This window comes from Halobacteriovorax sp. XZX-3 (assembly GCF_043196495.1).
Taxonomy (GTDB): domain Bacteria; phylum Bdellovibrionota; class Bacteriovoracia; order Bacteriovoracales; family Bacteriovoracaceae; genus Halobacteriovorax_A.
The window spans coordinates 658,841-679,002 of record NZ_JBEBMO010000002.1; the positions used below are offsets into that span (position 1 = coordinate 658,841).

At 36.5% G+C, this 20,162-nt stretch carries 20 protein-coding genes; 15 read left to right on the forward strand and 5 right to left on the reverse strand.

From position 1 onward, the window contains the following. The first annotated feature begins 10 nt into the window (after positions 1-10). Together ABMA70_RS13725 and ABMA70_RS13730 are read left to right on the forward strand one after the other, a co-directional pair. The gene (locus ABMA70_RS13725; protein WP_392992714.1) at positions 11-703 is read left to right on the forward strand and encodes a fatty acid desaturase; all 693 of its coding nucleotides are present in this window, start codon (positions 11-13) and stop codon (positions 701-703) included. Next, positions 696-1,163 carry a chalcone isomerase family protein gene (locus ABMA70_RS13730; RefSeq protein ID WP_392992712.1) on the forward strand — a complete coding sequence of 156 codons (468 nt, stop codon included), beginning with the start codon at positions 696-698 and terminating at the stop codon, positions 1,161-1,163. The genes ABMA70_RS13725 and ABMA70_RS13730 overlap by 8 nt, the downstream gene beginning before the upstream one ends. On the opposite strand, the gene ABMA70_RS13735 is transcribed toward ABMA70_RS13730, so the two are convergent. Continuing rightward, positions 1,164-4,148 (reverse strand): hypothetical protein, encoded by a 2,985-nt coding sequence (locus ABMA70_RS13735; RefSeq protein ID WP_392992710.1) that lies wholly within the window; start codon positions 4,146-4,148, stop codon positions 1,164-1,166. Positions 4,149-4,266: 118 nt separating this feature from the next. Between ABMA70_RS13735 and ABMA70_RS13740 the strand changes: the two genes are divergently transcribed. The 4 genes from ABMA70_RS13740 (at position 4,267) to ABMA70_RS13755 (ending at position 9,448) form a co-directional block, all read left to right on the forward strand. Then, the gene (locus tag ABMA70_RS13740; RefSeq protein WP_392992707.1) at positions 4,267-4,860 is read left to right on the forward strand and encodes a class I SAM-dependent DNA methyltransferase; all 594 of its coding nucleotides are present in this window, start codon (positions 4,267-4,269) and stop codon (positions 4,858-4,860) included. Between the two features lie 5 nt (positions 4,861-4,865). Continuing rightward, positions 4,866-5,702, forward strand: a complete 837-nt coding sequence (gene mtnP / locus ABMA70_RS13745) for an S-methyl-5'-thioadenosine phosphorylase (RefSeq protein ID WP_392992705.1) — start codon at positions 4,866-4,868, stop codon at positions 5,700-5,702. 91 nt (positions 5,703-5,793) lie between these two features. Beyond that, the gene (locus ABMA70_RS13750) at positions 5,794-8,085 is read left to right on the forward strand and encodes a PEP/pyruvate-binding domain-containing protein (protein WP_392992702.1); all 2,292 of its coding nucleotides are present in this window, start codon (positions 5,794-5,796) and stop codon (positions 8,083-8,085) included. Then, on the forward strand, positions 8,039-9,448 hold the full coding sequence (locus ABMA70_RS13755) for a PQQ-binding-like beta-propeller repeat protein (RefSeq protein WP_392992699.1): 1,410 nt from the start codon (positions 8,039-8,041) through the stop codon (positions 9,446-9,448). The genes ABMA70_RS13750 and ABMA70_RS13755 overlap by 47 nt, the downstream gene beginning before the upstream one ends. Positions 9,449-9,550: 102 nt before the next feature. Here the strand turns inward: ABMA70_RS13755 and ABMA70_RS13760 are convergent, their stop codons facing one another. Next, positions 9,551-10,537 carry a hypothetical protein gene (locus tag ABMA70_RS13760; RefSeq protein WP_392992697.1) on the reverse strand — a complete coding sequence of 329 codons (987 nt, stop codon included), beginning with the start codon at positions 10,535-10,537 and terminating at the stop codon, positions 9,551-9,553. Between the two features lie 84 nt (positions 10,538-10,621). Between ABMA70_RS13760 and ABMA70_RS13765 the strand changes: the two genes are divergently transcribed. The 4 genes from ABMA70_RS13765 to ahpF all read left to right on the forward strand — a co-directional run bounded on the left by ABMA70_RS13765 (position 10,622) and on the right by ahpF (position 14,236). Further along, the gene (locus ABMA70_RS13765; RefSeq protein ID WP_199177548.1) at positions 10,622-11,191 is read left to right on the forward strand and encodes a manganese efflux pump; all 570 of its coding nucleotides are present in this window, start codon (positions 10,622-10,624) and stop codon (positions 11,189-11,191) included. A 57-nt stretch (positions 11,192-11,248) separates the two neighbouring features. Next, positions 11,249-11,875 carry a carbonic anhydrase gene (locus tag ABMA70_RS13770; protein WP_103218202.1) on the forward strand — a complete coding sequence of 209 codons (627 nt, stop codon included), beginning with the start codon at positions 11,249-11,251 and terminating at the stop codon, positions 11,873-11,875. A gap of 170 nt (positions 11,876-12,045) precedes the next feature. Continuing rightward, entirely contained in the window at positions 12,046-12,612 is a 567-nt protein-coding gene (gene ahpC, locus ABMA70_RS13775) for an alkyl hydroperoxide reductase subunit C (protein ID WP_103218201.1), read from the forward strand. A gap of 73 nt (positions 12,613-12,685) precedes the next feature. After that, positions 12,686-14,236: an alkyl hydroperoxide reductase subunit F gene (gene ahpF / locus ABMA70_RS13780; protein ID WP_392992693.1), complete on the forward strand. Its 1,551-nt coding sequence runs from the start codon at positions 12,686-12,688 to the stop codon at positions 14,234-14,236. Positions 14,237-14,335: 99 nt separating this feature from the next. On the opposite strand, the gene ABMA70_RS13785 is transcribed toward ahpF, so the two are convergent. Next, entirely contained in the window at positions 14,336-14,863 is a 528-nt protein-coding gene (locus tag ABMA70_RS13785; RefSeq protein WP_103218199.1) for a hypothetical protein, read from the reverse strand. A gap of 236 nt (positions 14,864-15,099) precedes the next feature. Here ABMA70_RS13785 and ABMA70_RS13790 point away from each other — a divergent pair, with 236 nt between their 5' ends. Beyond that, a complete protein-coding gene (locus tag ABMA70_RS13790; protein WP_392992690.1) occupies positions 15,100-16,062 on the forward strand; it encodes an alpha/beta hydrolase fold domain-containing protein in 963 nt (320 codons plus the stop codon). Positions 16,063-16,073: 11 nt separating this feature from the next. Here ABMA70_RS13790 and ABMA70_RS13795 read toward each other — a convergent pair whose 3' ends face one another. Continuing rightward, the gene (locus ABMA70_RS13795; RefSeq protein WP_021268045.1) at positions 16,074-16,259 is read right to left on the reverse strand and encodes a hypothetical protein; all 186 of its coding nucleotides are present in this window, start codon (positions 16,257-16,259) and stop codon (positions 16,074-16,076) included. A 159-nt stretch (positions 16,260-16,418) separates the two neighbouring features. On the opposite strand from ABMA70_RS13795, the gene ABMA70_RS13800 reads away from it, so the two are divergent. After that, positions 16,419-16,802 carry a ZIP family metal transporter gene (locus tag ABMA70_RS13800; protein ID WP_146037860.1) on the forward strand — a complete coding sequence of 128 codons (384 nt, stop codon included), beginning with the start codon at positions 16,419-16,421 and terminating at the stop codon, positions 16,800-16,802. Continuing rightward, positions 16,741-16,974, forward strand: coding sequence for a ZIP family metal transporter (locus ABMA70_RS13805; protein WP_392992687.1), 234 nt, complete (start codon positions 16,741-16,743; stop codon positions 16,972-16,974). The genes ABMA70_RS13800 and ABMA70_RS13805 overlap by 62 nt, the downstream gene beginning before the upstream one ends. Here the strand turns inward: ABMA70_RS13805 and hemN are convergent. Continuing rightward, complete coding sequence (gene hemN / locus ABMA70_RS13810) at positions 16,969-18,303, reverse strand: oxygen-independent coproporphyrinogen III oxidase (protein WP_392992685.1); 1,335 nt, start codon at positions 18,301-18,303, stop codon at positions 16,969-16,971. The genes ABMA70_RS13805 and hemN overlap by 6 nt on opposite strands. Before the next feature lie 220 nt (positions 18,304-18,523). Here hemN and ABMA70_RS13815 point away from each other — a divergent pair, with 220 nt between their 5' ends. Together ABMA70_RS13815 and ABMA70_RS13820 are read left to right on the forward strand one after the other, a co-directional pair. Next, positions 18,524-18,949 carry an OsmC family protein gene (locus ABMA70_RS13815; RefSeq protein ID WP_103218195.1) on the forward strand — a complete coding sequence of 142 codons (426 nt, stop codon included), beginning with the start codon at positions 18,524-18,526 and terminating at the stop codon, positions 18,947-18,949. A gap of 138 nt (positions 18,950-19,087) precedes the next feature. Continuing rightward, complete coding sequence (locus ABMA70_RS13820) at positions 19,088-20,134, forward strand: hypothetical protein (protein WP_392992682.1); 1,047 nt, start codon at positions 19,088-19,090, stop codon at positions 20,132-20,134. Positions 20,135-20,162 lie beyond the last annotated feature (28 nt).

The following is a 20,162-nucleotide window of genomic DNA, read 5'->3' on the forward strand; positions in this document are numbered from 1 at the left end:
GGAGAAAGTAATGGTTTTTGCAATAAGCTTTTTAGTTATACATTGGTACTTATCGCTGTTTTGTCAGTCTTTCTATTTACATCGCTATATTTCGCATGGCCTTTGTAAGCTAACTCCTGCATGGGATAAGTTTTTCTTAATCTTGACGATTCTCTCGCAAGGTCCAAGCTTTCTTCGTCCACAGCATTACCGTACATTGCATTTAAATCATCACAAGCATTCAGATGAAATTGGAGACCCGCATTCTCCTGTTGTTAGTAAAAATATTATCTCTATGATGTTACAAACTTATAGAGAGTACATGAGCGCAGAGACACAAGAAGAGAGGTATCCTAGTGTTGTTGCTATTGCCGATTCCGTATTCGTCAGGTTGCTCTTTGTCGTGTTATATGCGCTCATGTATTTATTATTCACTGATTCATATTGGTATCTATTACTCGTTCCTATCCATAGCTTTTTAGGTCCTATTCATGGTGCTATTGTGAACTGGTGTGGTCATAAATATGGCTATCGTAATCATGATCTCGATGATCATTCAAAGAATACACTTATAATTGATTTTCTTATGATGGGGGAGCTGTATCAAAACAATCATCATGCAAACGAGCATAGCTTGAATTTTGCAGATAAGAAATTTGAGTTTGATTTCACTTTTATTGCTCTTAAGTTTTTGAAAAAGGCAAAGGTGGTGAGCTATGAATAGATTAATTAGTAAACTTTTATTGCTTGGAGTTCTTTCCTTGTATGCAAGTGCTGTCAGTAATGATTTACGCTTAGTTGGGAAAGGCGTACTTTCCTATTTTGTTTGGGATGTCTATGAGGTGTCTTATTTAACAAGTGTTGATAAAAAGGTAGAGCTAATAAAGATTAAGTATTTGCGAGACATTGATAAGTCTTTATCTCAAAAGGGGTGGAGAGAATCTTTAAAGAACTACAAAGATGTTGATAAGCAACTTAAGGATCTTGTCGAAAGTAGTGTCGATGTAACAGAAGGGGATATTATATCTATCTATAAGATTAATGGTGACGATGTAATTATTAAAAAAAATGAAAAAGTTATTCTAGAGAAAAAAGATGATAAGAAACTTTATTCATTGGCCCACGCTCCATGGATTGGTGAATATCCTGTGGATTCAGATTTAAAGAGAGACCTCCTGAAGTAATTATATCCAGGCCAAGGCACCTGCACTATAGTTACTTGTTTTCTTCTGTGTTTCTCTATCTAGGTCTTTATTTACCTTCTCAACAGAGTCGTTCAATGCTTTTTGGATGAGGAGTTGTTCTTGTCTTGTAAATTCAAGTCGCTCTTTTACACCTATAATAAGATCTATTTTTCCCTTATTGATTTGAGATGGCATTTTAGTAGCTATCGTAAGGTTCTTAAGCTTTGAGTAAGGAATTTTTCCATCTCCAATACCTGTTAAAATCTTTCTAAGATGCTTTTCAACTAATTCACCGTGGACGGCCAAATTTGTACGTTCACTTTGTTTCACACCTGATGGAATAAAGCTTAGTCGATATTGCGATGGATTTTCTTGGGCAGAAAACCGACTAACAAGTGCAATCTCATCCTTAGCTGTAAGTTGTTTTGAAGGTATCATGACACAGTCGTCACCACTGCAAGCGTCAAAATATTCAATTTGTCTTTCATCTAAGACATCTTTTACGATTTGGTTAAATTTAGTTTTAATCTGATCAAATGTAGCAGTAACCTGTTGTTCACCTGCTCTCGTTGCTTTAATGATATCCCTAGGGGATTGGTTTTCAGTTCTCAATATATCAAGTGCAACTTGACGTATATTTCTTGCACCCATTCCTGTGATATCACCTGACATGCCACCAAAACTTGCTGTGTTTAGGTTTGCGTTTACTCGTTGCTTTAACCAAAGTCCAGGAGTTAAAGAATCGAGATTTCTGATGTAATTCATAAGATCTTGGCCATCTTGGATTGATAGCTTGCTTCCAAAGCGACGATTGAGTTCATTTGCCAGTGTTTCGCCATGGCCATTTAGTGGACCAGTTATTTTTCTTGCAACCTCAAATACTTCAAGTGTTGGAATATAGTTTTGTGATTGCCCAATCTTCTCAATAAGTCCTACTTTAGATAGTGGATGGTTTGAATTGAGTTTAGTATTGTACTTAGTGATATTCTTAACTTCTTCCTCTATTGTGAATTTTACTTTTTGAAAATTTGCAATCTGTCCTGAACGATCTATTGAGCGACTTCTTTTTGCTGCCTGTCCTGCTTCATCTGCAGTTTCTCCAATGCCGGCCTGAAACCAACCCCTTATGTTTTCATTCGCTGGTATTCCTTCCATTGTCTTTACCTTGTTGGCAAATTCACTATTTGCTTCTTGGTAGACGCTATTTAATTCTTTAGTTAGTTGTGCTTTAATATCACTTGATAATTCTTTTGGTGCAAATGCAAAACGCATCGACTTGAAGTCCGAATATACTTCAATATCAATATTTGGGTACTTCTTTAAAAGCTCATTTATTTTAGTTGCAACAATAGTTTTATGTGCATTTGTTAGAGCTGTGACAAGACTTTTATCTCCAATCGTATCATTAAGTCTCTTAAGTGCAGAATTTTCAATATCTAAATAGAGAGATGCATTTGTTGCGCTGGCATTTTTAATCCAACGTCCGTTCAGTTCTACTCCTGTAAGGACATAGTTTTCATACTTTGTAATAAAGTCTGTCTTAGATGTTATTTTATAACTTGGGTCATTAAATACAGACTGACGATAAAGGTCTCTTTTCCTTATTCCATTAAAGTCATAATCGATACCTGTGCCTGAAGGAGTGTAGCGAATTGCTTTTGTTGCAACTTTTACGCCGCTACCTACGAGTTCTCCTGTTACTGAAAGAGGGGCAAGTAGAAGGGAGAAATCTCTTTCAAATTTTCGATCTTCATATTGTCTGGCCGTTGTTAAACCTGAATTGAATGCTAATGCCGCATCTTCATAACGATTTTGCGCAATACTTATCCCAATCGTTTCGGAAGCAATACCAACACCAATGATACATCCAACACCGGCCGTGAAGGCACAAATTCCTCCTCCTAATAAGGCAGCACCAGCAAGAGCAAGGTCTGTTTTTATCTCATTGAAGTCTTCTTGATCCTTCAAGTCTTGCGAAATATCGCACAAAACTTTCGTCGCACCACGATTTTTTATAAATGAGTTTAGGATATTATCATTTCGAATTAACGTTACATCATCCTCTTTATCTTGTTGTGTAAGCTTATCAATTGATTGTTTCGTTTGCTCACTCAACTTTGAAATTACTTTTGTAACTTCATTAAGTATCTCTTTGTTGTCTTCGTTACCTCTAAGATCGATATGTGCGAGTATTGGGTTTTTTGCTAGTTTCTCGTGATATTCACTTTTTAATTGATCACGGTACTTTGACATTTTATTTTTCACTACTTTAGTGAGTTTATTTTGATGAAAGGACTCACAAGTGTATCGCCCCTTTGAGGGGATAAAGCGATATGAAGTAGGAGATATTTGTTCAATACACTTATTCTTATCAGCATTTTCTTTGAACCAGCTTTGTGTAAAGTGATGCTTTATCGCGTTTGCTTCTTCTTCAATTTTTAATTTCTCGTCTTTAGTAAGAGATTTCAAATCTTTATTTTGAAACTTATGCTTGATTGAAGCATTATAAAGTGTTGGCATCATCCCTTGATAATTAGGTGGTGGAACCATCATGGACATGGTTGCTCTTAGTTTTGGAATTTCCGTTCTAATTGTCTTAAGTATTGTCTCTCTAATCTTAAGACATTCCGGACGAGAATTGTGTAAGCATTCTCTTAGTTTTTCTAAGTATGATTTGTTTCTCTTTAGCTCACTAATGGTATATTCTTTAAGTTCACTTAGAATGTTGTCTTCATAAATACTTCTTTCTATTGCACTTGCAGTCTTAGACAGTGACGTTAAATTATCAAAGTAATTGATACGTCCATTTTCGCATCCAATATAGTATTCATCGTTATGATTATTTGAAGTGATTCTTTGGCAGGACGCTATTTCATATTCTTGGTGAGACTCTATGGACGAGCTACTTTGCACTGAAGTATTTATTGTAATAATACCTGTAAATAGCAGTAAGAGCCTCATTCTCATGTCCATATTATCGACCATTTATGTTTTTTTTCTTAGCTTTATCTTAAGGTGAACAGGATGAAAAAATATGACTTTTAACATGTTTTTTGATTAGATATTATAACGTTTAGAAATTAGTCATTTATGGAGAAAAAATATGTCACATTTTAATCATGCGGCCAACACTTGGGACTCTGAAGATAAGATTGCCCTAATGCAAACACTTGCTGAGAAAACTAGAGAGCGTCTGAAACTGACTCAAAAAGTTGACCTTCTTGACTTTGGTTGTGGAACTGGTCTCTTTGGTCTTGAGTTCATTGATGATGCAAAAAGTATTACAGGTGTTGATACTTCGACAGGAATGTTAGAGGTATTCGATAAAAAATCGAGTGACTTTGATCATATTAATTCGATTAATATTGATTTAGAAAATCAAGAGCTTGATAAAAAATTTGATCTAATTATTAGCTCAATGACATTTCATCATCTTGATTCGCCATCAAAAATGACTGCAAAACTTGCTGCCATGTTAAATGAAGGTGGTCAGATGGCCATCGTTGATCTTGAATCAGAAGATGGAAGCTTTCATCCAGACCCTAAAGGGATGGGTGTTAAACATTTCGGATTTTCTAATGATGAAATCGTTTCATGGGCAGATAAAGCAAATCTAAATGTAAAGATCGAAACAATTAATTCACGTCCAAAGAACGGTCGTGAATACAATCAATTCTTAGCAGTATTTTATAAGTAGGTAATATGAAAATAGGTGTAATTGGTGGAAGTGGTGTTTATGATCTTGACCTTATGGAACAAGTCGAATCATTAAATATTGAAACTCCTTTTGGCATGCCAAGTAGTCATGTTGATCATTTGAGAATCAATGGGAGTGAATTCTACTTTATTACACGCCATGGGAAAGGACATCATATTAGTCCTTCTGATATTAATTATCGTGCAAATATTTACGCGCTAAAATCACTTGGCGTTACACATGTTATTTCTATATCTGCAGTAGGTTCTTTAAAAGAAGAAGTTGCTCCTGGTGACTTCTTTCTTCCTGATCAATTCATTGATTGGACTAAAGGACTACGTAAAAGGTCTTTCTTTGAAAATGGTATTGTGGGGCATGTTTCTGTTGCTGGGCCAATTGAAATGGGGCTTGTTGAGCGAATTAAAACATTAGCAGATAAGATCGAAACAAAATTTCACTTTGGTGGAAGCTATATTTGTATTGAAGGGCCACAATATTCATCACGAGCAGAGTCTGAGCTTTTTCGCAGCTTTGGTGCAAGTGTTATCGGCATGACGAATGTTCCTGAAAGCTATCTTGCAAAGGAAGCAGGGATGGCATACGCAACAGTTGCTCTTGTGACGGACTATGATTGCTGGAAAGATGAGGCATGTTCTCTTGAGGAGATCACAAATGTCATTAATAAGAATGTCTCGAATGTTAAAGAATTGTTAATTCATTTAATACCGAGCTTAGTTAATGATGAAGTTAAGTTTCAGAGATCCAATGAGAATGCCATCGTAACTGAACCGTCTTTTTGGCCTAAGGATTCAACAGATATAATTAAGACGCTAATTTCCTGATTTTTGGCATTTTATGTGACAAAAGGTGACGATTGTCATGTAATGACTGTCTCGTAAACGATATAAATTTATCAAGAAGAGGAAGGCGTTTATGTTGTATTATTTTAAGGATCTCCCTGAAGAGAAGAAAGAAGTTGGCGGCAAGGCCTATATGCTAGCAATGATGGCCCAAATGGGGATTGTTGTTCCTAACGGGATTATCTTAGACGCTCTACCAACCAAAGAAGAATTAGCTGAAATTTTTAGCTTTGCTCGCAATGGAGAATACTCGCTTGCTGTCAGAAGTTCAGCAACAGGTGAAGATTCAAAAGAGAATAGTTTTGCAGGTCAAAACTCAACTTTCTTATATGTGAATAACGATACAGATCTTGAGCACGCAATTGAAAATTGTTTCAATTCTATTCATAAAGAGTCCTCAAAAGCTTATCGAAAACATTTTTTAGGATCTGATAAAGAAGTTCCTATGAATGTTGTTGTTCAGCGTATGATTGACCCTTCATATTCAGGTGTCTACTTTTCTAAAGATCCAAGAGGTAAGTATAAAACTTGGATGCTTGAATATATTGATGGAGTCGGTGAGGACCTAGTTTCTGGTAAACGTACTCCAATTATTCTAAGTGAAGAAGATTCACAGAGTGAACATATCACTCAAGATCAAGTAAAAGAGATTGTTGCTTTCGCTAATCTTGTGGAAGATAAATATCAAGATGACTTTGATATTGAATGGGCCATTGATAAAGCAGGTAAGGTTTATCTTTTGCAAGCGAGGCCAATTACTGCCAAGGCTTCAATTACAAATCTTAAAAAACTGGCCCATGATGAACTTGAAAGACTATCTCACTCATTTTCTGATGATACAGTATGGGATGGACAAACTTTTGCAGAATGGACTGTTTCTCCTACGACTTTAACTACTCAGATATGGTCAGAGTCATTTAAAAAAGATCAAGCCTTTGATAAGGCCCTTCGTAAATTAGGCTATGTTGGCTTTAAAGGTAATGAATCCATTATGGATGAAGTCTTTGGACGAAATTATATCAACCTGAGCAAACTTGGGCAGATGTACTTTGGACCTATTCCTTATTCGATTGAACCAATGCCAAGGCCACACTTAAAGTTTCATTTCTCAAAAATAACTCCAAAGGTTCTTTTTAGCACACCACAAACAATGTGGCGTATGCTCAAGGTTGGACTCTCGATTAATACTCATCGTCAGGAAGTTATTGATCAAGCTTCAAAAGAGCTGCTGGAGATTACAACAATTTCAAAGCGACCGAATGATCCTTCAATCTATAAAGACTGGAGTGAGGAAGATATTAATGGCCGTCTTTCTAAAGAGATTACAATTTTCAGTAATCGAACTTTAGAGTGGCCGTACATTTTAATATCGCTAACTGAAACAACAATTCAAACATTGATTTCTCTTCTTAAAAGTATTTATTCTGAGCAAGAAGCGGATCAAATGATTAAGAAGTGGTCTGGAGCGGGAATCAATTCTGAAACATACAATATGGGGCTTTACTTCAAAAAAGCTTGTGCAAAGCCTAATGTCAGACCCCTTTTTCTTGCTCGCTACGGCCATCGTGGACCAGGTGAATTAGATTTAAGTGCTAAGCGCTGGTCAGAAATAGGTGATGATGCATTTTATGATTATCCCTTAGAAAAATATGTACAGGATAAAAACTCTCACTCCTTTATTGATGTTGAAGCAGAAATTATGGGGATGAGATCTTTTAAGAAGACTCTTATCTTAGAAGAATGGAAGATTTTAAAGCAATTACTTGAGCTTAGAGAGAAGTGGAAGATGGCCATTTTAAGACCTTATGCTCATATACGCTTTCTTGCTCTTGAAAAGGCAAGAAGGATTAATTTAGAAGATGAGAATGATATTTTCTTTCTTAATAAAGAAGAAATATTAAGTTTTGAATCATCAATGCTTGAACTAATTAAAGAAAGAAAAGAGCGAGCAGCATTATTTAAGAACTTTAATTTTTCAACTGTTACTTCTTTGCAAGAAATTAAGGCCGTCATTGATGGCAAAGAAGATAGTAGCTCAAATGATCTCATTGGTGAGGGGCTCTCTTCTGGTGTTGTTAGAGGAAAGATCGTGGTGGTTAGTAACCCTGCAAGTTGGAAAGAAATTGATTGGCCTCAAAATGCAATTGTTGTGGCCCAGTCAACAGACCCAGGCTGGACTCCTGTTTTTACTAAGGCCAGTGGAATAATAGTTGAGCGTGGAGGAGTTTTATCTCATTGTGCAATTGTTGCCAGAGAGATGGGGATTCCTGCGGTTAGTGGAATTAAACAGTGTCATTTAAAATTTAAAGGTGGAGAAGATGTTTTCGTTGATGGAAATACTGGATCAATTAAACTCATGCAATAGTTTATGTAGCGACTTTAGTTACTCAATTGTTCCTACTGTTTTATTACCTCTTGCTTTCCTAAGTACTGGTATCACAGTCGTTGCAACATTTATTGCAGGTCTTTTTGGTATTAAGTTAAAGGCCGAGGGCCCTAAGAAGTTACTTGAGGTCTTACTAAAACCAAAGATTCTAATCTCTGCTATGATCTTTAACGTTCTTTTTTATGGCGGGATGGAAGCATATCAATACTTAAAGCATGGCCCTGTGCCTCTTTTTGTGCAGGAGTTGGTGAATAAAGATACTAGTTTTTCAAAAGCTCCTTTAAAAGCACAGGAAGGAATGATTTGGCAACAAAGTGTCGAAGAAGGAATTTTTGCTTCTGGTGTTGTGGTTGGTGATGAGTTATTTGTTGGCTCAAAAGAGGGAAATCTCTTTGTCATTGATATTAATTCTGGTGCTATTAAAAATAAGATTTTCTTTGGGAAGTTTCTGTCTCCAACTCCAGTCTATTATAAAGGATACCTTTATTTTGGAGAAGGACTCCACGCTTCTCATCATATGAGGGTTTATAAGTTTGATCCTATTGCTAAGAAAGTAGTGGGTTCTTTTCAAACTAAAGGTCACACTGAAATTTTTCCTGTTATTACAGAAATTGATGGGAAGGATTACCTCTTTCAATCTGCTGGTGGTGACGGACTTTATGCAATTGATCCAAATTCAATGGAGCTAATCTGGCAATACAAAGGTGGACACATGGATGCCTTTGTTCTTGTGAAGGATAATGCAGTCTATGTAGCAAGTGGAGTTCCTGAAGAGGATATTGGTAAAGCAAGACCTTATGCTTACAAACTAGATGTAAAGTCTGGAAAGCTTTTATGGAAAGAAGAACTACCACTTTCAAGCTGGTATGGGCCAGTGGCCACAAGAGATAATATCTGTTTTATTCAGGGGGAGCTTCACGTTAAGTCTGAACTAGGTGGACTTGTCTGTTTAAATTCTATTGGCCAACAAGTTAGTTCTATCAGTATCGATTCTCCTGTCATTGGTAAGCCAATTGTTTTTGATGACCTTATTGTCTTTAATGACTTTGATGGAAGAGTCTATGCGTGGAATAGCATTACTTCTAAACTAGAGTGGAAGTACGCCAGTCGTGAGAAGAAAATTGGCTACAACTATTCGTCAGTTAAGTATGACGGTGAAAAGCTTATTTTCTCTGATCGCAAGGGAAAAATTTCTTATCTTGGCCTAAATGATGGGAAAGTGATTAATTCCATCGAGTTTGGGGATGAAAGTGTCTTTGCGGATTCACTGATTCTCGACCAAGGTCATTTAATCTTTGGAATGAAGGGTAGTATTAAATATTATAAGAATACAGTTAATTAGAAGAGGGCCTTAGAGGCCCTTTTTTATTTGATCTCACATTTTGGAATCGATTTTTTGAAAATTCTAAATACTTTATTGCAAATTGATTTTCTGTACTGGTGTTTAATTGTAGAGACAAGACATAAGCTTCTTTAGATTATTCTTTGTCGAGTTCTGTAGTGGCCCAAAATGATTGTATGACCAACCTGCATAGAAGTGAGGAGTGACACATCTTTCACTTGCGCCCTTAAGTTTTCCACCTTCTTGATTTTGTGGATGAGTGAATCTTTTTTCTGAAGTATTTAATTGTACTGAAAATGCTTCAATGACTTTATGAACTCCACAATAAGCATTGAAATGCTGAGTAGTGGAACCGAAAGCATTAATCAACGCATCTTTCTTTTTATTCTTTATCTGACAACTTTCATTTGAATAATAATGATTCCATGAATCTACACAAGGTTTTATATTTCCACCATAGTTTGGCGTGAATTGATAGAGGCCAATATTTAAACGACTCACTTTTGGCTGCCATTTATCGTAATAGAATTTTACCCCTTGAGGTCTTTTGTAATTTTTTGGAGCATATTTCTTTGCGAGTTTCTCACTCGCAGCGAAGTCCGCTGTCGTTAAACTTTCAGTGTAAGCAAGGCAGCCAAAGAATTTTCCCCATAGCTGTTGAAGCTCTTCGCGATCTTCTTGCTCTCTAAGCTCATTATGTTCACGAGCAAAACGATTGGCCAATTCAATCGTCATCTCATCTGGTATATTCTTAATCGTCTTTGATAGAGATTCTTTTGTTACGGGACATAGCGGATGACTTAAAAGTCCGACTCGCTCTTGATCTTCCATCTTTGTAGGCATCTTATAAATACTGCTTACGTGAAGAAACGTTGTTCTCTTTGATGATAAGTCCTTTATGAAATAGTGGAGAGTCTCACCAAAGGAGTTTTGGTTTTCTAATTGAGTGTGACACTTATCGATTTGAAACTCAGACTGATTTCGAACTTTAGTTAATTCATTACTTTGAAAGTAAGTATCAACTTCATCAACAAAAGAATTTGTTGCCAACGAGAAGGTTGAGATAAGCAGTGCTATTAATATTTTCATCTATAAGGACAATAGTAAATATTTAACAAATCGAATAGTATTTTAATAATTGCCTGTAATAGCTCTACGTATTATAAATGTCTTATGATTAATTATTTTGAAGTTGTTGTAATTGGACTAGTTTTGTGTGCTGACTCATTTTCTGCTGCAGTAGCAATGGGCGCCAGGCCTCACAAATTTAGTGATACTCTTAAGTTTGCCTTTTCTTCAGGTGGTGCAGAAGCGCTTGTTGCATTTTTAGGCGCAATCGCTGGCGCGAAAGTTATTGCCCAATTTGACTATATCGATCACTGGATTTCATTTGGTCTCTTAACAGCTGTGGCCATTCACATGGCATATGAAGGCTACGAAGAACTAAGCGGCAAGCATGATGATGAAGAAGAGAAGCCAAAACAATTTCATAGCTTATTAAAAGTGATCCTTGTTTCATTTGCCACAAGCCTTGACGCATTTGCGGTAGGTGTGACAATTGGTGCATCGGGTAAAGTTTTAACTCCGTATATTACTTCAATTGGAGTTTGGGCATTTTGTTCGACAATCGTGGGAATGAGCATTGCTAAACGTGCTTCTGATAAGTTAGGGCCAGTTTTTAGCATCATTGCAGCGATTATTTTACAAAGCCTTGCAGTGAAATTCCTACTAGAAGGGCTATAATTGGCAAATTCAATTTATTCACTTATGATTTTGCAAAAAAAGAAATAGGTGAGTTATATGGATATCAAAAAGATTTTTGAAAATAACAAAGAATGGGTTCAGTCTAAATTAAAACAAGACGAAAAATACTTCGATAAATTAGGTGCAGGACAAAACCCTAATTTTCTTTATATAGGATGCTCAGACTCTCGTGTAACAGCAGAAGAAGTTATGGGTGCAGGACCTGGTGAAATTTTTGTTCACAGAAATATCGCCAATATGGTTATTAGTATCGACTTAAATGTAATGAGTGTTCTAAACTATGCTGTTGATCACTTAAAAGTTGATCATATCATTGTTTGTGGGCACTACGGTTGTGGTGGTGTTAAGGCCGCGATGGAAAGCCAAGACCTTGGAATTCTAAATCCATGGCTTAGAAATATTCGCGATGTTTATCGTACTCATAAAAATGAACTTAATGCAATTGAAGATGAAGACAAGCGCTATGAGCGTCTAGTTGAGCTTAATGTTCAAGAGCAATGTATCAATGCTATTAAAACGGCAGCAGTTCAAAAAGCGAACCGTGAAAGAGGCCTAAAAGTTTATGGCTGGGTCTTTGATGTTCACTCGGGAGAGCTTAAAGATTTAAATATCGACTTTGAAAAAACTCTAGAAAATATCATGGAAATCTATCATCTAGATTAAACTAATTAAGTTTTAAACGATTACAATTACATATGCACCTGTGATGCCGCATGGCTTCATAGGTGTCATCTATCAAGCATTAGATAATTAATATTAGATAAAAATCACCTCTGATGGAAGAATCTTATAAGTAGATTATCACTTATTAAAACTTCTAAAGGAGATGAATAGTGCAAACTTTAATTAACACAAAAGTACAAGATTTCAGTGTACAAGCTTACCACAATGAAGAGTTCAAAACTGTTACTGCTAATGATTTAGAAGGAAAATGGTCAATCCTTTTCTTCTATCCAGCAGACTTTACATTTGTATGCCCAACTGAACTTGGTGATATGGCAGATAAGTATGAAGAATTCCAAAAAATGGGTGTAGAGGTTTACTCTGTATCAACTGATACTCACTTCACACACAAAGCTTGGCATGACACTTCAGATACAATCAAGAAAATTAAGTATCCAATGCTAGCTGACCCAACTGGTAAGCTTACAAGAGCATTTGGTGTTCATATCGAAGAAGAAGGTCTTGCTTACAGAGGGACTTTCCTAATCAACCCAGCAGGTGAAATCAAACTTGCTGAAATTCACGACAATGGAATTGGACGTAATGCTGACGAACTAATGAGAAAGGTGCAAGCTGCTCAGTTCATCGCAGCTCACCCTGATGAAGTATGTCCAGCTAAGTGGAAGCCAGGTGCTGAAACACTTAAGCCAGGTTTAGACCTTGTAGGAAAAATCTAAGATTTTTTCTCAACGATATTTTGGGCCCAGGCTTTATTGCTTGGGCCTGTCCTAAAATTTGATTGGAGTAATTATGTTAGATAGTGGAATCATTGAACAATTAAAGTCAGTCTATGCTCAGCTAGAGAGTGAGATTGGTCTTGTCTACAATGAGTCAGCACATGCTAAACAACAAGAGCTTGTTGAGATGCTAGAGAGTATTGCGACTACTTCTCCAAAGGTTGTGGCAAAGTCTAGTGGACAAAATTACGACTATCCACATTTTGAAATTCATGTGAACGGCAAGGCAAATGGAATTAAGTTTTCAGGAATTCCAGGTGGGCATGAGTTTACTTCACTTATCCTTGCTATCTTAAATAGTGATCTTAAAGGAAAGCTTCCTGATGAGATGATTATTAATCGAATTAAAGCACTTAAAGGTGAGATAAGCCTTAAAACATATATTTCACTATCTTGTGAAAATTGTCCTGATATCGTTCAGGCGCTAAATCTAATGGCCATCTTTAAAGAGGACTTCTCTCACGAAATGGTTGATGGAGAGTTTGAGCAAGATGAGATTGCAAGACTTAAGATACAAGGTGTTCCAAGTGTTATTGATGGCGATGATCTCGTACACTCTGGAAAGTCATCACTTGTTGATTTACTTGAAAAGCTAGAAGCACGCTTTGGTAAAGAAGAAGTATCTATTTCAAGTGAAGCGAAAGATCTTGGCCTATACGATGTTATCGTTATTGGAGGAGGCCCTGCTGGAGTTTCATCTGCAATCTACTCATCTCGTAAAGGGCTTAAAACGGCCGTTATTACTGATCGCATTGGTGGTCAGATGCAAGATACTAAAGGTATCGAAAACTTTATTTCAATTCCATATACAGAAGGTCCGCACTTATCTGCGGCCCTTAATGAACATATGTCACAGTATGATATTAAAACACTTGAGCATCGCCGCGTTGATAATATTGAAAATGGTAATGTGAAAACACTCTTTTTAAATAGTGGTGAAACTGTTCAAACTAAAGCACTTATTATTGCAACGGGTGCTAAATGGCGTGAGCTTGGTGTTGACGGTGAAAAAGAATATATCGGTCGCGGTGTTGCTTATTGCCCACACTGTGATGGGCCTTACTACAAAGGCAAAGACATTAGCGTTATCGGTGGTGGTAACTCTGGTGTTGAAGCGGCGATTGACCTTGCAGGGATTGTGAAGTCTGTTACTCTTTTTGAATTTGCACCTGAGCTTAAAGCTGACTCTGTTCTTGTAAAGAAATTAGAATCTCTATCAAATGTTACGATTGTTAAAAATGCTCGTACAGAAAGAGTTGTAGGGGACGGGGAAAAAGTAATTGGTCTAGAGTATGAAGATCGTGCAACAGGTGAGATGAAAAAAGTTGACCTTGATGGTGTCTTTGTTCAGATCGGACTTGTGCCAAATAGTGGCTTCCTTGGGGATCTTGTTGAAAAGAATAAGTTTGGGGAAATTGTTGTAACTGATAAGTGTCGTACAAGTCAGAAAGGTATTTATGCGGCCGGAGATGTAACAATCGTACCTTATAAACAAATTATTATAGCAATGGGAGAAGGGGCCAAAGCAGGTCTTTCTGCCTTTGAAGATTTAATGCTTGTGTAAACGCAATAACTCTCTCTGCGTTACATAAATAATCTAGAGAAATCTAGGGGCCCCTCATCTTCTACTCATGCGTGAGGGGCTTTTTAAATTTTAGATTCATTAATCGATTGAAGCACTTACGCTATATCTTCCAAGTAATTCACCCGCTTTATTAAGTAGAAAGTACTTCGTTGTTATGTGCATATTATCCCATTCTCCACCTGTCGACTCGTATTGAAAAAGGTAGAGGTCGCCAACTTTATATGCATTTTTAAAACCTGTTGATGATCCGTACTCACCATCTGGTGAGGTGTAGCGTCCACCCATATAGTCTTTTGAGCGAAGTGCCTTTGCCAAAGTGAACTTCATATCAAAGCTTGTATCGTCATGGATATTAATTAGCTCAAGTTCTCCGCCTAGGATCTCAGCAACTTTAAATGTTATTTTTGTGATTTTGAATTCATAACATTTTTGTGCTTCATCACCAGCGCTTAGATCTTGATTGCTGTAAATGTCATATAGGTTACAGTCTTTGAATAATTTGTAGTCATTTCTTAGATCATTAAAGTAGCTCTTTAGCTCTGGAGCATTTGCGCTAGCAAAAGCAGGAATTAACATTGATAAAACAATTAGCGATAAAGTTTTCATAGATAAGCTCCTAAGTTACTACTCTACATAGTACAGCGGGTTAAAATTGACAAAACATTGTGTTTTGTAAGTTGTGACACTAGATACAATTTACTTAGTTTTAGGACAATCTTTTTGAAATATTAGTGTTTTGTGAGGTTCTGCGAGGAATGTTGCAGAGTGTCTTAAGTTTGCTTTAGAGCTATTTTAACGTTTCTTATCTGTGGCCAAGCGAAGTTTGCACCGATATTTAGCTCATGGGAAATAAGGCATTAAAAAAAGATCACTATCCAATCGATACAGAGTTTCGTTACCAAGAGGATGAAAGTTTTGGCTCCTTTGTTTCAAAAGGTAGTCTTCGAATTCTGCAGCTAAGAAAAATTTTTTCTAAAATTATTGAAAAGAAAAAAGAAGACCCAATACCAAATGAAGCAAGCATACCTCGTGCTTTTTATCACGAGTTTGATATTCATTGTATGCAAATTCAAAATAGAAATCTCTTTCAATTTCGTCCAATAAAAAAAGAATGCCTAAAAACAGTTTTCTATATTCACGGTGGAGCATTTATCTACAATATGAATGTCGGCCAATTTCATTTGTTAACTCAATTGATGAGAAATATTGATATCGAAATCATCGTGCCTGATTACCCGCTCGTTCCTCATGGCAGTGTTTTAGACGCTCTGTCGATGATTAGGGAGTCTTTTGAGAAAACAGCACAAAAAGTAGGAGCCGAAAATATTATTGTCATGGGAGATGCGGCAGGAGGCTGTCTTGCACTTGCACTATGTGAGCAAATGAGAAATGAAGGTAATCCTCTTCCATCTTCGATCATATTACTTTCTCCTTGGCTTGATATCAGTATGAGTAATCCTGAAATTGAGGATATTGATGAGCATGAAATGGTATTGGATCGAAAGGGGATAAGAGAATTAGGTCATATCTTCGCTGAAGATCTTGCAGAGGATGATTATCGTATTAGTCCACTTCGAGGGGAGTTAGATGATCTGCCTGAGATAAATATTTTTACAGGTACTCACGATATTCTTTACCCAGATGCCAAGGAATTAAAGAATCGTCTAAAGGAAGAGAATAGGCCATACCGCTATTTCGAATACCCTAAGATGATGCACGGATTTATTGAAATGCCTCATCTTAGGGAGTCCAGATTCGCTATTAATCAGATTATATCTTTATTAAAAAGTGAGTTTGATCGTTAGGTTAAGTTTTTTTATGAACCACAACCGATACAATCGATAAAACTTTCTGGTGGTTTTACGCCATCAAGCTTCATTTTAATATTGTGAATTCTGCCACGAATATCCATATCTTCCATCATATTTCCAGTAAGTTGTCCTTCTAGAAGTGTGATTTCCGCTAGTAATTCTTCTTTTTGTTGTGGCGTCAATTGACTCATGTGTGCTCCCTGTCGATGTGTGTTGTGTGACTTAAATTATCCATTAGATTGTAAAAATATGCAAATTATCAAAAGATTAGTTTAATCGAATATTGTCTGGCGCAGAATTTCCGTAAAATTAATATATTCTCCTTTAAAGAGAGGGGAAGAGGAGAGTTTATGAGTGCAAATTATATGGCCATCTCTGGAGTATTAGTTGCGGGCCTTGCAACAGGAATAGGTGCATTACCTATCTATTTGAAGAAGCATTATTCAAAAGAAATACTTGATATCGCAATGGGCTTTAGTGCAGGAGTCATGCTAGTTGCATCATTTGTTTCACTAATAACCCCTGGTTTGGAAGAGGCAAAGAAACTCTATTCTGCTTCAATGGCAATGCCTATTTTTCTATTAAGTCTATTCTTAGGCTATGTCTTCATCATTTTTGTTCATGATCTAATACCCCATAAACATATTAATAAGAAAAGCGATATGGAGCTTGGTGGCCTTACTTTCTGGCCTTGTAGAACCAGTTGCTGCAGGTGTTGGTTTTTTAGCAACTAGTATATCAACTCAAAGTCTTCCGATTGCACTAGGTTTTACTGCAGGGACAATGTTGTTTGTAATTTGCCAAGAGATGCTACCCGAGCTTTTTAGGCAAGGGCATGAGAGAAATGCAACTCTTGGCGTAATTATTGGTGTGATGACAATGCTTACGATAGATTTCTATCTATAGTGCACGTGAACCACTATTTTGTTTTGATCTCATCAAATGATGATCAAAGATACTCGCAATATTTCTCATAAATGGTCTGCCATCATCAGTGACAATTATTTTATCACTATTTGTAATCAGGCCATCTTCTTCTAGTTCACAGATTTTACTATTAATGTGTGAAGCATTCTTGAGGCTTTGCCAGTCTTTCTTTGAAACGCTATTTGTCGCAAAGAAATTTTGTAAGATCTCTTCTACAACGATATCTTCTTGCGTGTGGATATGGCCTGTGGAAATGGCAAGCCTTCTCTTACTTATTGATTCGAAATAAGTTTTTACGTTCTTCTCATTTTGTACAAAGCTTTTTGATGAAGAAGATATTGAAGAGCAACCAAGGCCAATAATTATTGGTGAACTTTTATGAGTATGACCCATAAAGTTTCTTCTTAGTTTTCCTTCCTGCTTTGCTTGATAAAGCTGTGAATTAGATTTTGCAAAGTGATCTAGCCCAATCTCTTTGTAAGAATGATTTTCAAGTAGACCTTTGCCATGTTCATAAAGAGCTCGCTTAAGTGCTCCTTCTGGAAGAGCCTCCTCTGGGATTAACTTTTGATTTTTAATCTTAGATGGAAGGTGGGCATAGCTATAGAATGCAATTTGTAACGGCTTAAGTGAAATGACCTTCTCGATTGTTGCTTCAACTGTATCGAGTGTCTGATAAGGAAGGCCGTAGATTAAATCAAAGTTTATGTCATCAATTCCAATTTCACGACAATAGTCCACAAGCTCTTTTACTTTTTCAAAAGGTTGGATACGCCCAATTGCCTCTTGAACAACTGGATCAAAATCTTGTATTCCCATTGATAATCGACTAAATCCAAGCTTCTTATAAAGGTCTAGTTGCGATTTTGAACAAGTACGTGGGTCTATCTCAATTGAGCCTTTAAACTCTTTAGCATCAATCGACTCCTTTAATTTATCTAATAAAGTAGAAAATGCTTCTTCATTTAAGAAATTAGGTGTTCCGCCACCAAGATGAATTGACGAGATATTAATATCGCCCATTTGTTCGAGATAGAGTTCCCATTCTCTTAAGAGAAAATCAACATATTCAATACCGCGATTTTTATTCTTAGAAATAACTCGATGGCAACCGCAGTAGTAACAAAGTTTTTCACAAAATGGGACATGGATATAGAGTTCTACTCCTTGAGACTTATCGTAACCTTCTTTGAGGTGTTCAAACCACATCTCCTGAGATGGTGCTCCCGTCCAATAGGGCACGGCTGGAAAGCTTGTATAGCGTGGAACTGGTACATTATATTTTTGAACAAGGCTGTCTTTAATCATATTTTTTACTCCTAAGGGCAATATTAGAAGAATATGAGCAAAAAAAAGATGACGTAGCTTAGGTTTTTGCTTGTAGTGCAAGTTGAATCTGTTTTCTATTCTTTCAAGCTTCAAAGATTATGGCCTTGTTTAGTTGTTAAACAAAAATAAGGAATTCTTTAAGGCCACTGCTTCCCAAAAGACTTTAAGATAGCAAGATAACGAGAACATTGGAGTATATATGAGTATTTACAGTACCAACACCCACGGTGAGAGAAATGATGGAAGAATGAAGATTTCTTCTAAAGGTAAACAGAATTTGGAAGCGACAGCTCCTCCTGAATTTAAAGGACCAGAAGGAGAGTGGTCTCCTGAAGATTTATTTTCAGCAAGTATTTCAAGTTGCTACCTCTTAAGCTTTAAGGCCCTGGCCCAGGCGCGAAAAATGGATTGGGATACCCTCGATGTAAAAGCAGATGCCAAGCTCGAAAGAAAAGATGGGAAGCTTACATTCACAACAGTTGAAATTCAACCACACCTTGTTGTTCGCGGTAAGGAAAATGTAGATGATTACTTAAAGTTATTGGAAGAAACTCAGCACAAATGCTTGGTAACTAATTCAATGAATTGTAAATTTACTTTAAATCCAAAAATCAAAGTAGCTTAACCTCGCAGTATCGATAAGTGGGGAATATTCCCCACTTATAGGATGTCTAAATCTTGAACGGCCATGTAAATAAAGCCATTTAGCCTAAGTAGGTTATTGAAATATGGTTAAATGCAAAAAAATTAACAAGGCCAAAATATGAATAAATTATTTAATAAGTTCCTAGCAGTCACTTTGCTGGCAAGCGGAGTGTTTGCCTCCAATCTCGAATTAACTCTTTCAAATGAAATTAAAGTTTTAAATGCGGAATATGGAAATGTTAAAAACTATCCAATCGTTATTTTTGATAAGAGTGAAGTCGTACCAATTCTTAAGGGTCATTCTGAGGAGCAACAAATTAAGCTTCTTAGCGAATATATGATTCAAAAGTTTGGTATTGAACTGGAAAGAAATGAGGCCATCAATCTCATCCCATATTTTGGTGATTTAAATGGTTCTGCTTCTGCTCTACCTTTTATGAAAGGAGGATGGAGTAGGGAATTTAAATTTTGTGCAGTTCTTCCAAATGGAATAATTAATGATCTGCCAAGTGAAGTGAGAAGAACTCTTGGGCATGATGACAGAGTTGATGTTTATAAAGACTTTGACTTCTCAAAAATTGAGCGACTATTCTCCCTTGAAGAACTATATTATTTTTCTCTCTATCATGAGCTTTCACATTGCTTAGATGATATTTATCTTCCAATAAATTATCAATCGCCTCCAAGTGGACATGGTGTCCATGAGTCTGAGTCCTTTGCTGAGGTTAATGCATTATTTCTTTTGGCCCAAAAGAAAGGATTAAAGCGAATTGGAATGAATAGAGCGCTTTTGAGAAAAACATATAGTCAGTATATGGGGCCTTACTTGGCAAGTGATAAGGTGAGTCCTTTTGCTGGTGAAATAGTAAAACAGGGAGGTGGAGTTTATCTGCTTTCACCTGCGTTAATAGCTGCACAAAGAGAGATTGAAAATTATAATAAAAATGTTTTGAAATATGATCTTAATGAGACTCTGAAGTTATCGGCAACGATTGTAGGACATCATTCAATTAATTCACGTAGCTTTCGTGCTCTCGTAAAGTACTTTGAGGATGGAAAAGAAGACACATTTGAATATTATAAAGGTCTTGCAGATCGTGATCCTGACTTATTCTTAGCTACTTATTATGATTTAATCTATCTCACATCAATTCTTGAAAACTAATACAAATAATTAAGATAAGTACAGCTTT

What these genes read in the sequence shown, in the direction of transcription:
- ABMA70_RS13735 (WP_392992710.1), bottom strand. Translation starts at nt 4,148, where the DNA reads ATGGTCGATAATATGGACATGAGAATGAGGCTCTTACTGCTATTTACA.
- ABMA70_RS13740 (WP_392992707.1), top strand. Translation starts at nt 4,267, where the DNA reads ATGTCACATTTTAATCATGCGGCCAACACTTGGGACTCTGAAGATAAG.
- ABMA70_RS13725 (WP_392992714.1), top strand. Translation starts at nt 11, where the DNA reads ATGGTTTTTGCAATAAGCTTTTTAGTTATACATTGGTACTTATCGCTG.
- ABMA70_RS13820 (WP_392992682.1), top strand. Translation starts at nt 19,088, where the DNA reads ATGAATAAATTATTTAATAAGTTCCTAGCAGTCACTTTGCTGGCAAGC.
- mtnP (WP_392992705.1), top strand. Translation starts at nt 4,866, where the DNA reads ATGAAAATAGGTGTAATTGGTGGAAGTGGTGTTTATGATCTTGACCTT.
- ABMA70_RS13790 (WP_392992690.1), top strand. Translation starts at nt 15,100, where the DNA reads ATGGGAAATAAGGCATTAAAAAAAGATCACTATCCAATCGATACAGAG.
- ABMA70_RS13785 (WP_103218199.1), bottom strand. Translation starts at nt 14,863, where the DNA reads ATGAAAACTTTATCGCTAATTGTTTTATCAATGTTAATTCCTGCTTTT.
- ABMA70_RS13760 (WP_392992697.1), bottom strand. Translation starts at nt 10,537, where the DNA reads ATGAAAATATTAATAGCACTGCTTATCTCAACCTTCTCGTTGGCAACA.
- ABMA70_RS13800 (WP_146037860.1), top strand. Translation starts at nt 16,419, where the DNA reads ATGAGTGCAAATTATATGGCCATCTCTGGAGTATTAGTTGCGGGCCTT.
- ABMA70_RS13765 (WP_199177548.1), top strand. Translation starts at nt 10,622, where the DNA reads ATGATTAATTATTTTGAAGTTGTTGTAATTGGACTAGTTTTGTGTGCT.
- ABMA70_RS13755 (WP_392992699.1), top strand. Translation starts at nt 8,039, where the DNA reads ATGTTTTCGTTGATGGAAATACTGGATCAATTAAACTCATGCAATAGT.
- ABMA70_RS13770 (WP_103218202.1), top strand. Translation starts at nt 11,249, where the DNA reads ATGGATATCAAAAAGATTTTTGAAAATAACAAAGAATGGGTTCAGTCT.
- ABMA70_RS13795 (WP_021268045.1), bottom strand. Translation starts at nt 16,259, where the DNA reads ATGAGTCAATTGACGCCACAACAAAAAGAAGAATTACTAGCGGAAATC.
- ahpF (WP_392992693.1), top strand. Translation starts at nt 12,686, where the DNA reads ATGTTAGATAGTGGAATCATTGAACAATTAAAGTCAGTCTATGCTCAG.
- ABMA70_RS13750 (WP_392992702.1), top strand. Translation starts at nt 5,794, where the DNA reads ATGTTGTATTATTTTAAGGATCTCCCTGAAGAGAAGAAAGAAGTTGGC.
- ABMA70_RS13815 (WP_103218195.1), top strand. Translation starts at nt 18,524, where the DNA reads ATGAGTATTTACAGTACCAACACCCACGGTGAGAGAAATGATGGAAGA.
- ABMA70_RS13730 (WP_392992712.1), top strand. Translation starts at nt 696, where the DNA reads ATGAATAGATTAATTAGTAAACTTTTATTGCTTGGAGTTCTTTCCTTG.
- hemN (WP_392992685.1), bottom strand. Translation starts at nt 18,303, where the DNA reads ATGATTAAAGACAGCCTTGTTCAAAAATATAATGTACCAGTTCCACGC.